Origin of the sequence: Aeromicrobium panaciterrae (assembly GCF_039537165.1) — a bacterium.
GTDB lineage: Bacteria > Actinomycetota > Actinomycetes > Propionibacteriales > Nocardioidaceae > Aeromicrobium > Aeromicrobium panaciterrae.
Genome location: NZ_BAAAZZ010000002.1, coordinates 2,274,108 through 2,286,500, shown reverse-complemented (window position 1 = coordinate 2,286,500; position 12,393 = coordinate 2,274,108). Strand labels below are relative to the sequence as shown.

At 64.5% G+C, this 12,393-nt stretch carries 9 protein-coding genes; all 9 read right to left on the bottom strand.

The window, feature by feature from the left end; translation table 11 throughout:
• Positions 1-4: 4 nt before the first annotated feature.
• A complete protein-coding gene (gene rpoB / locus ABD683_RS12040) occupies positions 5-3,469 on the bottom strand; it encodes a DNA-directed RNA polymerase subunit beta (protein ID WP_344770202.1) in 3,465 nt (1,154 codons plus the stop codon).
• Between the two features lie 272 nt (positions 3,470-3,741).
• Positions 3,742-4,563 (bottom strand): hypothetical protein, encoded by an 822-nt coding sequence (locus ABD683_RS12035; RefSeq protein WP_344770201.1) that lies wholly within the window; start codon positions 4,561-4,563, stop codon positions 3,742-3,744.
• On the bottom strand, positions 4,560-5,186 hold the full coding sequence (locus ABD683_RS12030; RefSeq protein ID WP_344770200.1) for a hypothetical protein: 627 nt from the start codon (positions 5,184-5,186) through the stop codon (positions 4,560-4,562). The genes ABD683_RS12035 and ABD683_RS12030 overlap by 4 nt, the downstream gene beginning before the upstream one ends.
• Positions 5,156-6,394 carry an MCE family protein gene (locus ABD683_RS12025; protein ID WP_344770199.1) on the bottom strand — a complete coding sequence of 413 codons (1,239 nt, stop codon included), beginning with the start codon at positions 6,392-6,394 and terminating at the stop codon, positions 5,156-5,158. The genes ABD683_RS12030 and ABD683_RS12025 overlap by 31 nt, the downstream gene beginning before the upstream one ends.
• Positions 6,391-7,713: an MCE family protein gene (locus ABD683_RS12020; RefSeq protein ID WP_344770198.1), complete on the bottom strand. Its 1,323-nt coding sequence runs from the start codon at positions 7,711-7,713 to the stop codon at positions 6,391-6,393. Before ABD683_RS12020 ends, ABD683_RS12025 begins: the two co-directional genes overlap by 4 nt.
• A 1-nt stretch (position 7,714) precedes the next feature.
• A complete protein-coding gene (locus tag ABD683_RS12015) occupies positions 7,715-8,884 on the bottom strand; it encodes an MCE family protein (RefSeq protein WP_344770197.1) in 1,170 nt (389 codons plus the stop codon).
• Positions 8,881-9,882 carry an MCE family protein gene (locus tag ABD683_RS12010; protein WP_344770196.1) on the bottom strand — a complete coding sequence of 334 codons (1,002 nt, stop codon included), beginning with the start codon at positions 9,880-9,882 and terminating at the stop codon, positions 8,881-8,883. Before ABD683_RS12010 ends, ABD683_RS12015 begins: the two co-directional genes overlap by 4 nt.
• Positions 9,879-10,976, bottom strand: coding sequence for an MCE family protein (locus ABD683_RS12005; RefSeq protein WP_344770195.1), 1,098 nt, complete (start codon positions 10,974-10,976; stop codon positions 9,879-9,881). Before ABD683_RS12005 ends, ABD683_RS12010 begins: the two co-directional genes overlap by 4 nt.
• A complete protein-coding gene (locus ABD683_RS12000) occupies positions 10,973-12,391 on the bottom strand; it encodes an MCE family protein (protein WP_344770194.1) in 1,419 nt (472 codons plus the stop codon). The genes ABD683_RS12005 and ABD683_RS12000 overlap by 4 nt, the downstream gene beginning before the upstream one ends.
• Positions 12,392-12,393 lie beyond the last annotated feature (2 nt).

The window sequence follows — 12,393 nt, the reverse complement described above, 5'->3', positions numbered from 1 at the left end:
ACGCTCAGACCTCCTCCACGCTGGAGGGCTCGCGCCGGGACAGGTCGATGCCGAGCTCTTCGGCGGCGCGGAAGAGATCCTCTTCGGCGTCGCGCATCTCGACAGGCGATCCGTCGCTGGAGAGCACCTCGACGTTGAGACACAGGGACTGCATCTCCTTGACGAGAACCTTGAACGACTCCGGGATGCCCGGCTCGGGTACGTTCTCGCCCTTGACGATCGCTTCGTACACCTTGACGCGGCCGAGGATGTCGTCTGACTTGATCGTCAGAAGCTCCTGCAACGCGTATGCGGCGCCGTACGCCTCGAGTGCCCACACTTCCATCTCACCGAAGCGCTGGCCACCGAACTGGGCCTTACCGCCGAGCGGCTGCTGGGTGATCATCGAGTAGGGACCCGTGGAGCGTGCGTGGATCTTGTCGTCGACCAGGTGGTGCAGCTTCAGCAGGTACATGTAGCCGACCGAGACGGGATCGGGGAACTGCTCGCCGGTACGACCGTCGAACAGCATCGCCTTGCCGTCGCGCTTGACCATGCGCGCGCCGTCGCGGTTCTCGAGGGTCGAGGCCAGGAGTCCCTGGATCTCGTCCTCACGAGCGCCGTCGAAGACCGGGGTGGCGATGTTGGTCGCCGGCTCGGCCTTGTCAGCACCGATCTTGCGCAGGCGCTCGGCCCACTCGTCCTTCTCATCGTCCGGAATCTGCCAACCGGTCTTGGCGACCCAACCGAGGTGGGTCTCCAGCACCTGACCGACGTTCATTCGGCCGGGGACACCGAGCGGGTTGAGCACGATGTCGACGGGGGTGCCGTCCTCGAGGAACGGCATGTCCTCGACGGGCAGGATCTTGGAGATGACGCCCTTGTTGCCGTGACGGCCGGCAAGCTTGTCACCGTTGGAGATCTTGCGCTTCTGCGCGACGTAGACACGTACGAGCTGGTTGACGCCGGGCGACAGCTCGTCGCCCTCCTCGGCGTCGAACACGCGGACGCCGATGACGGTGCCGGACTCGCCGTGCGGAACCTTCAGCGAGGTGTCGCGCACTTCGCGCGCCTTCTCACCGAAGATCGCGCGGAGCAGGCGCTCCTCGGGGGTCAGCTCGGTCTCGCCCTTGGGCGTGACCTTGCCGACGAGGATGTCGCCGTTGCCGACCTCGGCACCGATGCGGATGATGCCGCGCTCGTCGAGATCGGCGAGCATCTCCTCGGAGACGTTGGGAATGTCCCGGGTGATCTCCTCGGGGCCGAGCTTGGTGTCACGGGCATCGACCTCGTGCTCCTCGATGTGGATCGAGGTGAGCAGGTCGTCCTGGACCACACGCTGCGACAGGATGATCGCGTCTTCGTAGTTGTGCCCCTGCCACGGCATGAACGCCACCAGCAGGTTGGTGCCGAGCGCCATCTCGCCCTCGTCGGTGCAGGGACCGTCGGCGAGCGGAGTGCCCACGACGACCTTCTGACCTTCGACGACCAGCGGACGCTGGTTGGTGCACGTGCCTTGGTTGGAGCGCTTGAACTTCGACAGGCGGTAGGTGAAGTCCGAGCCGTCGTCCTGGGTGATCTCGATCGCGTCGGCCGAGACCTCCTTGACGACACCCGAGGCCTTGGCCACCGTGACGTCGCCGGCGTCGACGGCGGCACGGAACTCCATGCCGGTGCCGACCAGTGGCGCGTCGTTGCGGATCAGCGGGACTGCCTGACGCTGCATGTTGGAGCCCATGAGGGCGCGGTTGGCATCGTCGTGCTCGAGGAACGGGATCAGCGCGGTCGCGACCGACACCATCTGGCGAGGCGACACGTCCATGTAGTCGACGTCAGCGGCGGGACGAAGCTCGGCCTCGCCACCCTTCTGACGCACGAGCACCATGTCCTCGGCGAACGTGGACTTGTCCGTCAGCGCCGAGTTTGCCTGGGCGATGATGAAACGGTCCTCGTCAGTTGCCGTGAGGTAGTCGACCTCGTCGGAGACCTTGCCCTTGACGACCTTGCGGTAAGGCGTCTCGACGAATCCGAACGAGTTGATGCGACCGTAGGACGCGAGCGAGCCGATCAAACCGATGTTGGGGCCTTCAGGCGTCTCGATCGGGCACATACGACCGTAGTGCGACGGGTGGACGTCACGGACTTCGTAGCCGGCACGCTCACGCGACAGACCACCCGGTCCGAGGGCCGACAGACGACGCTTGTGTGTCAGGCCCGCGAGCGGGTTGTTCTGGTCCATGAACTGCGACAGCTGCGACGTTCCGAAGAACTCCTTGAGTGCAGCGACCACGGGACGGATGTTGATCAGGGTCTGCGGCGTGATGGCCTCGACGTCCTGGGTCGTCATCCGCTCGCGTACGACGCGCTCCATGCGCGCGAGACCCGTGCGGAGCTGGTTCTGGATCAGCTCGCCCACGGTGCGCATACGACGGTTGCCGAAGTGGTCGATGTCGTCAGCCTCGACGATGGTCTTGCCGGCCGGGGTGTCCAGCTCGGTGTCGCCGTTGTGGAGGGCAACGATGTACTTGATCGTCGACACGATGTCGTCGATCGTCAGCGTCTGCTGGTCGAATGCTTCGTCAGCGCCGAGCTTCTTGTTGATCTTGTAGCGACCGACCTTGGCCGTGTCGTACCGCTTGGCGTTGAAGTAGTAGTTGTCGAGCAGCGTCTGCGCAGCCTCGCGGCTCGGCGGTTCGCCCGGACGCAGCTTGCGGTAGATGTCGAGGAGCGCCTCGTCCTGCGTGGTGGTGTTGTCCTTCTCCAGCGTCAGGCGGATCGACTCGTACTGGCCGAACTCCTCGAGGATCTGCGCCTCGGACCAGCCGAGTGCCTTGAGCAGGACGGTGACGCTCTGCTTGCGCTTGCGGTCGAGGCGGACACCGACCATGTCACGCTTGTCGATCTCGAACTCGAGCCACGCACCGCGCGAAGGGATGACCTTGGCGGTGTAGATGTCCTTGTCGGACGTCTTGTCGGGCGTGCGCTCGAAGTAGACGCCCGGCGAGCGGACGAGCTGGGAGACGACGACACGCTCGGTGCCGTTGATGATGAACGTGCCCTTGTCGGTCATCAGCGGGAAGTCGCCCATGAACACGGTCTGGCTCTTGATCTCGCCAGTCTCGTTGTTCATGAACTCCGCGGTGACGAACAGCGGAGCGGCGTACGTGACGTCGCGATCCTTGCAGTCCTCGACGGAGTACTTGGGCGGCTCGAACCGGTGATCACGGAACGAGAGGCTCATGGTCTCGGAGAAGTCCTCGATCGGCGAGATCTCCTCGAAGATCTCCTCGAGTCCGGACTTGGTCGAGACATCGGTGCGACCGGCGGCGAGCGCTTGCTCGACTCCGGCCTTCCATGAGTCGTCGCCGATCAGCCATGCAAAGCTGTCGGTCTGCAGAGCCAGGAGCTCTGGGACCTCGAGAGGTTCTGCAATTTTGGCGAACGAGATACGGCGGGGCTGAACAGGTGCTGTGGTGCGCGAGGCGGCCAAGAGGGGTCCTTCCAAGGGCTCGCAGGCGGGTGGCTCAGTGAGAGTGCTCCGCGCACGCCAATCGACCCCGGTCAAGGGGCGCCTTCCAACCAGCATTTGAAGGAGGGCATAGCGAGGCGGACGCGAAAGTTAATAGTAACCCGCTCGACACCCCGAAAGCAAGGGCGGGTCTTGACAATCGCCAATCGGTAGGGGACGCTATTTGGCTTTTCGTTCTGGAAGTTTTGCTTTTTCGTTGCATTTGGAGCCCGTACGTGCTCCGTCGGAACGTTCTAGACAGCGCGAATGTCGTCGACGAGCCATTGACCGTCGCGGTGAACCATCTTCATCGTGATGCGGTTGCCGATGACGTCGGGCTGCTTTGATCCGTCGACGAGCCGAGCCTGGTCGAGGAACACCAGGACGTTGACGGTGCCGGGCGAGCACTCGTCGCCGCAGCTGAGAGCTGCTGCGTTGCGTCCGACGGCCTGGACCTGGACCTGGCGCTGGGGTGCGACCTCGTCGAGCGCGGGGGCGATCTTCTCGAAGTCCTTGGCGAACGACGTCGTCATGAGCTTCTTGGAGGCCGTGAGATGCTCGTCCAGCTTGTTGAACTGGTAGGAGAAGATCGTCTCCGCCGCAGCGGAGGCCGCCGCCGAGGCCGCCTTCTCGTTCGAGGCCCGTTCGCCGTCGTCCTGCGTGATGTCCTTGAGACCCTGGAACGCGAGGAACGCCCCAATCACGAGCGATGCCATCGCCAGCAGCGACGCCGGGATCAGCCAGCCGAGATCTCGTCGCGAGGGACCGTCTCCTCGGGTCGATGCCGAGCCTGACGCCTCCGGCTGACGTGACTTCGCAATGACCGACGCGCCGCTCGCGACCGACGGGGTCGGCGGTGCGGCCTTCTTGACCGGAGTCGCGACCTTCCTGGGTGGCACGGCCTTCGCGACGGGCGCCGCCTTGGCCGCGCTCGTCTTGGCCGGCGCCTTCTTGGCTGCCGCCTTCTTGACCGTGGTCTTCTTGGCCGGCGCCTTCTTGGCCGTGGCCTTCTTGACGGCGGGCGTGCTCTCGCCGGCGATTCGGCGACGGTTGACGGGGCCGTTGGGCTCGCTCATTCGGCAGCCCCCTCGGTCGTCGTGGGCGTCGGGGACGGCGCCGTCGTGCTCGGGTCCCCCGCGGTCGCCGTCACGGCGGCGACGCTCTCGAAGTTGTTGACGCGCCAGTCGTCGCCGCTCTTGGTGAACGACACCTTCCAGCGGAAATGGCGCACGATCGCAGCCTTGTTGTCGGTGTTGGTGATCGTCGCGTCGACTGCCACGATCGCCTCGGCCGAGTCGTCGTCGATGCTCTCGATCGCGACGCCGCGCACCTTCGCCTCGCCACTCTTCTGCTTCTTGTCCTTCAGCGCGGCGAACACGGCATCTGTCACCTTGACGAACTCCTTGTCGTACGTGGGAGTCAGCACACCCTTGAGGCGCTCTTGGTAGTCGGCCAGGTTGGCGATGTCGTAGGTGTTGTAGGCCGTGGCGAAGTCCTTGGCCCGCGAGATGACCTTCTCTCGCTCCGCGCCACCGTAGGTGTCATCGTCACTGAACGCCTTCGGGAGGAACGCGCCGAGGAGCCCGAGCACGAGCCCGGTCGCTGTGAGGACGGCAAGTACTCGTATGACTCGCGGGCGGCTCGACCAGGTGGTCGCATTGTCAGAGGTCAGCGTGTCGCCGGACCGAGCAGAAGCCACTTCCAGGAGTCCTTTCCAGATGCCGTCGGGCCCTCAGCCGCGTACGACCCGGAGTCGCTGATGACGGCTGAGCGCTTGAGGACAGTCTTGGACGGCTGTCGCACAATGTGGTTGTTCTCGACCTTACAGTCCAAGTTGGTATCGAAAGCCCGGTCGCTGATGACCGCTTCCTCACGCTGTTGACGGTAGCCCGAGGCCGGTCCCCCGTTTGCTGCGTAGCTGCAGACCGGGGTGGGGTCAGTGGCGACCAGTCCGAAGGTGGCGTTGTAGACGGTCTTGCCGCCCTCCGTCTTCGGGTCGAGCACGCCGAACGAGCCCTCGACGAGGTAGGGGTAGAGGATGAAGATCGCCTGCAGGCCGAGCACGTTCTGCGACAGCGGCCGGTTGGCCGTGACGAGATCGTTGACGGCCTTGCCCAGTGTCGCGGAGTTCTCGTCGACGACCTCGCGCAGGGCCGTTGCAGCAACACTGCCGTCATCGAGCAACCGGCGCAGGTCGGGATCCGCCGCAGCAAAGCTGTCGGAGAACAGGCGCAGGTTCTTGGAGAAGGTCTGGACTGAATCCTGCTTGTCGATCTGTGTCTGCAGCACGGTGCCCGAGCCGCGGATGAGGGCCCTGGTCACGTCGATGTTGTCGTCGGCCTCCTTGATGAAGGCCGATGAGGTGTCGAGGATCGTGGCGAGATCGGGGCCGGTGCTCTCGAACGCCTGGCCCAGCTCGTCGACAACCGTGCGCAGGTCATCGGTGTTGACAGACTTCACCAGGTCGTTGGTGTCGACGAGCAACGTCGTGGTGTCGATCGGAATGCGCGTGTTCTTGACGGTGATCGCCGTGCCCTTGGCGAGGTAGGGCCCCGAGTTGCTGCGAGGCTGCAGGTCGACGAACTGCTCACCGATCGCCGACTTGTTGGCGACGACGGCCAGGACGTCTGCCGGGATCTTGGGGGCGCTGTCCTCGATCTCGAGCGTCGCGCGTACGCCATTGTCCTTGAACTGCAGCTTGCTGACCTTGCCGACCGGGATGCCGCGGTAGGTCACCTGGGCGCCGGCGAAGATGCCGCCGGAGTCAGTGAACTGGGCTGACACGGGAAAGCTGCGTTCGACGAAGAGTCGGTCGATCTGCGCGTAGCGCCCGCCGACGAACGCTCCACCGAGCACCGTCACGATGGCGAAGATGATGAGCTGGATCTTGGTCAGCCTGGAGATCATGAGGTCACCTCTGTTGCCACCATCAGCTGGACGAGATCGTTGTCCCGGTCGCTGACGACCGGGGCGCGGCACTTCCCCAGCAGCGAGCAGAAGCTCGGCAGGCCGAGGCCGCCCGACGTCGTGTCGGTCCCGGAAGTCGACGTGGGTGACGGCTGGCTGCCGGGGAGACCAGGGATGGTCGGGATCTGTACGCCGCCGGGCACCAGTCCGGTGACGAGGTCGACGACGTCCTGCAGTGGCTGCGTCGGCGAGGGAATCGGGGCCTCCGGTGCGTAGCCGTTGAGGATGTTGGTCAGCTGGACGGCACTGATGTCGAGGCCCAGCGAGAGGTTGGCGAAGTCACCGAAGCACGCGCCTTCCTTGACGCCGCCGTCGACGCATCGTCCGGTGGCCGTCGCGTACGTGTTGCCGACGAAGCCGTCCGAGAACGGGTAGCTCAGCAGCGCCTTGGTGGCCGTCGCAAGGTCGTCGCCGGCCTTCGCAAGGTTGGTCAGTGACGGCACCAGCGCCTTGAAATCGGCCACCGCGTCGTCCTTGGAGCGGCGAATCACGTCGGTCGCGACGTCGCCGAGCTTCGACAGCGAGTCGAGGAGCTTGACGAGGTCGTCTCGCTGGTTGTTGATGACCGTCAGCGCCTCAGGGAGGTCGTCGAGTGCCCCGGTGATCGCAGCCTTCTGCTTGTTGGTCTCGACTGCGAGGTTGTTGACCTTCTCGAGCGACGTCAGCAGTGCCGCTTTGTTCCGGTCGAGCTGGCCGATGAACTGTGACGTGGAGTTGATGAGCTCCTTGACCTCGGGCTCGTTGCCATCGAGAGCGTTGTTGAGCTCCTTGACGATCGTGTTGGTCTTCTCGAGGCCACCGCCGTTGAACAGCAACGATGCAGCGCCGAGCACCTCTTCGATCTCGGGGTTGCGACCGGCGCGGTCGAGCGGGATGACGTCACCGTCGCTCAGCGTGCCCGATGCGCCGGTCTTGGGAGCAGCGAGCGAGACGAACTTCTCGCCCAGGAGGCTGGTCTGGCGGATCGTGGCCTCGGCGTTGTCCGGCAGCTTGGTGTCCTTGTTGACCTTGACGGTCACCAGCGCGGTCCAGCCGTTGAGCTTGATGTCGGTCACCTTGCCGACGGCGATGTCATTGACACGTACGGCGCTCTGCGGCACCAGGTCGAGGACGTCACGGAACTCGACCTTGACGGTGTAGGGCTTGTCGCCGAGGTCAGCGCCACCCGGGAGCGGGAGCTTGTAGGGCGAGAAGCCACAGCCGCTGAGCACGAGAGCTGACACCGAGGCGAGCACGCCGATGCGCATGAGCTTCACCATGTCAGTTCACCGCCAACATCTCTGCGACGGTCGAGTTGTAGTTGTCGGTCGATGACGCCGCTGCGGCACGAGGCAGGGCCGGCAGGTCGACATCAGGCAGGAGCCCGGCCAGCGACGAGCACAATCCGTCGCCGTTGATGGTTTCGCCCAACAGGTTGCACACGAGACCGGCCGGGTTGCGGATCGAGCCGAACAGCAGCTCGGTGAGGTTGGCGCGGGTGTCGAGCGTTCCGGACGGGCCGTTGTAGGCCAGCGACACGTTGGTCAGCGCGGTCGGGGCGTTGATCGTGATCTCCTCGAGCTCGTCCTTGTGCTTGGCGAGCAGTGCGGCGAGCGATCCGATGTTGTCGATGTTGCCCTTGAGTGCGGTGCGGTTTTCCTTGATCAAGGAGTTGACGTCGACCAGGGCGAGGCTGAGAGCCTTGAGGGTCCCGGCGAGGTCTTCACGCTCGCCTTCGAGGACGGTCGAGACGCGGGCCGTGCTGTCGTTGAACGCCCGGACCGTTGAGTCGTTGGTGCGCAGCAGCGTCACGAAGTCCTCGACCTCGCGGAGGCTGCCGAACAGCTCGTCCTTGTTGTTGGAGAGCGTCGTGCTGAGCTTGCCGAAGTTGCGGATCGTCTGGTTGAGCTGGGCGCCCTGACCGTCGAGCTGCTTGGCGGAGTCGCCCAGGAACGTGCTCAGCGCACCCTCCTTGTTGGCGCCCTTGGGGCCGAGTGCCACCGCGAGGTCGTCGAGCGACTGGTAGATCGCGTCGAGCTCGACCGGCACCGCCGTGCGATCGACCGAGAGGAACGCGTCGTCCTTGAGCACGGCACCGCCGTCGTACGCGGGTGCCAGCTGGATGAAACGGTCGCCGACGATCGACGGCGACACCACGACCGCCTTGACGTCTTTGGGCAGCTTGACGTCGCCGTCGTAGGAGATCTTGGCGCGTACGACGTCACCGCGGGGAGTGAGCTTCTCGACCCGGCCGACGGGGACGCCCAGGATCTTGACGTCGGAGCCCTTGTAGACCGAGTTGGTCTGCTCGAAGTCGACCGTGAGGTAGTGCTTGCCATCACCCTTGTTGAGCAGCAGCGCGGCCGCGGCCAGGAGCACCAGCACGACGAACGCCGTCAGCAGCTTGGAGATGCCGGCGAACTTCTGGGCGATTCCGGTGATCATGCTCATTTGCCTGCACCTGCAATCGCGTCCTCGAGCTGCTTGCGGATGCCCGCAGCCGATGCGGTGCCACCGAGGTAGGTGTCGAACCAGGGACCCGTACCGAGCGAGTTGGAGAACAGCCGCAGGAAGGTGGGGAACTGGCGCAGGGCCTCATCGAGGCTGGCTTCGTTCTTGCGCAACATGTCGGTCACGACCTTGAGCTGGTCGAGCGCCGGCTTCAGGTCGGCCTTGGTGCCCTTGACGAGAGCACTGAGCTCAGCCGAGATCCCCTGCGTCGAGACCAGGAGGCGGTGGATCGACTCACGACGATCGCTGATCGCGTTGAACAGGACGTCGGAGTCCTTGAACAGTGTCACGAGCTGGTCGTTGCGGGAGTTGAGCACACCCGTGACCTTCTTGAGGCTGACCAGCAGCGTGTTGATCTGGGTGTCGCGGGCCGCGAGATTGACCGACAGGTCGGAGACACCCTTGATGGCTCCACGGAACTCCTCGGGAGTCTCGGCGGCGATGTCGCCCAGCGTCTGCAGCGCTTGGGCGAGCTGCGGCACGTCGAGCGCATCGGTCGTCTTGCTGAGGTCGGAGAAGGCCTGGACCACGTCGTACGGGGCGATCGTGCGCGCCAAGGGGATCGTGGCGCCCTTGGGGAGCTGACCCTTGCCCTTGGGAGTAAGGGCAAGGTACTCGGCGCCCAGCAGGGTGCGTACGCGGATGTCGGCACCCGTCTCGAGGCCGAAGTCGGTGCCTTTGTCGATCTTGAAGGTGACGAGCACCTTGTTGCCCTCGAGCTTGATGCCCTTGACCTTGCCGATCGAGACACCGGCGACGCGTACCTCGTTGCCCGCCTTGAGCGCGCCGATCTCGGCGAACTCGGCGTGGTAGGTGTCGCCGCTGCCGATGATCGGCAGTCGGTCGGCGCGGAAGGCGGCCAGCATCATCAACGCGATGACGGCGATGCCGACGACCCCGATGATCACGGGGTTGCGCTCACGGAATGGAGTGATCATTTGGGATACCCCGGCTGGTTGCATCGTTCGCCACCGACGGCGAGACCGCTGTCACCCGTGAGGTCGAGGTGAGTCTCCGGCAGCAGCACGTTGTTGCCGACCTTGACCTCCGGGAGCGTGATGCTTCCCTGGACCTCGCACAGGAAGAAGTTGAACTCAGCACCCGACGACGCGGCGTTGCCGATCTTGGAGATCTTGATCGGGAAGATCTTGATCGAGTTCTCGATCGTGCTGAGATTCTTGCTGCTGCTGAGGTTCTTGGTCAGCGCATTGAGCTGCTTGATGTCCTCGACGATCGCCGGGCGGCCCTGGACCAACAGGTCGGACGTCTCGTCGGTGAGATCTGAGATCGAGTCGATCGAGCTGAGGATCGAGTCGCGGTCGTCCTTGAGACCCGTCACGAACTGCTGCAGCGTGTCGATCGTGTCGGTGAGCTCCTGGTCGCGGCTGCCGACAGTGTCGAGCACCTCGCTCAGGTTGGTGATGACGTCGCCGATGAGCTGGTCACGGCCGGCGAGCGTGTTGGTCAACGACGACGTGCGCTCGAGCAGGTTGCTGACGTTGCCGGCCTCGCCCTGGAACGTCTGGACGATCTCGTAGGCGAACTTGTTGGTGTCACCCGGCGACAGCGCCTGGAACACCGGCTTGAACCCGTTGAGCAGGACGTTGAGGTCGAGGGCTTCCTGGGTGCGCTCCTCCGGGATGGTGCTTCCCGGCTTGAGCGTCGTCTTGGCGCCGTCAGCCCCCTGGCTGAGCGCGATGTAGCGCTGGCCGACGAGGTTGCGGAACTTGATCGTCGCGTTGGTGTTGGCCGTCAGCGGCACCTTGGAGTCGACGCCGAACGTGACGAGTGCCTTGTCGCGATCGACGATCTCGACCTTCTTGACCGAGCCCACGGCGACGCCCGCGATGCGCACGTCGTCGCCCTTGGCCATGCCCGTCACGTCGCTGAACATCGCCTTGTACTCCTTGCGGTCACCGAACGACCCGTTGCTCAGGGTCAAGGCGAGGATCAGCGTGGAGATACCAGTGAACGCGAAGAAGAACCCGAGCTTGACGAGGGCGCCCATGGACTCGCGATCGATCTGCTTCATGAGAGCGACACCCCCGATCCGCGGAGCATGGGTCCCACGAGGAGGGAACCGATGTCGGGAACGTCGGAGGGGTCCATGCCAAGGGTCGCGCCGAGCAGGACGTTGAGCTCGGACCGCTCACTGGCCGAGTCGATGCCGACGACGCTGGGCTGCACGAGCTCCTGCAGTGACATCGGTGCGGGACGGTTGAACTCCGATGGAGCACCGAACTTGGCGTGTGCCGACTTCACGCCGACCAGCTTGTAGACCGACGCCGGAACCTGGAACGGGTGTTCTTGCGAGGAGAACGGCTTCTCGTTGCCCGCGTTGATCTCGTTGAGGTCGAGGCAGGTCGGTACGGCCGCGTTGTCGGCTCGCACGTCCTTGCCGTTCTTGGCTGCGCTACCGGTCGACGCGGCGTCGAACTTCTCCTTGGAACCAACCAGCTCTTCGCCCGGCTTGTAGGCATCGGGCTGGGCGATGACTTCGACGTTGATGTGCAGCATGCCTTCGCGGTAGGCGCTGTCAAGGCGCGGGATCAGCTTGCTCATACCCTTCAGGAAGCAGGGGAACGTCGTGGAGTAGGTGCCAACGGTCTCAAGGATCGGTCGACCCTCCTTGGCCAGCGTGGCGAGGTTTTCGCCATTGGCCTTGGTGAAGGTCGTCAGGCTGTTGGAGAGCTTGGTGCCCTCGTCGAAGAACGCCGTCAGCTGCGACTTCTTGGCGACGATCGTGTTGCCGGTCGTGACGGTGTTCTTGAGGAACTCGCCGAGCTCGGGGATCGCCTCGGCGTAGACGTCGGAGACGCTGCCGAGCTTGACCAGGTCGTCGACCAGCTGCGGCACGTCGGGATTGGTCTTCTGCAGGAGGCTGTTGGCCTGTACGAGCGTGTCGCCGAGCTGGGTGCCCCTCCCCTGGAGCGCCGACGAGACCGCCGACAGCGTGTAGGAGAGGTTGGCCGGGTCGACCGCGTCGAGCAGCGGGTAGAGGTCGTTGAGCAGCGTCTCGACCTCGATCGGCACGTCGGCCTTCGTGATCGTGTCACCGGCCTTGAGCGACTGACCGCTGAGCTTGGCGTCGGGGATCAGCGCGACGTACTTCTCACCGAACAACGTCTTGGGGATCAGCTGGGCCGAGACTTCCTTGGGGATGTCCTTGATCAGCTTGGGGTTCAGACCGAGCTCGAGCTTGACCCCACCACCGTCGGACTCAACCTTGCGCACCTCGCCGACGATCACGCCACGCAGCTTGATGTCGGCGTTCTGCGGCAGGTTGACTCCGGTGGTGTCGGTCTTGAGCGTCACGGTGTCGTAGTCGACGAACGCCTTGGTGAAGAACGCGTAGGTGATCCACAGGAAGAACACGAGCATCGCGATGAACGCGGCGCCGAGCACCTTGAGCGACAGCGAGCGTTCGAGAACGGGTGTGCGAGCCATGG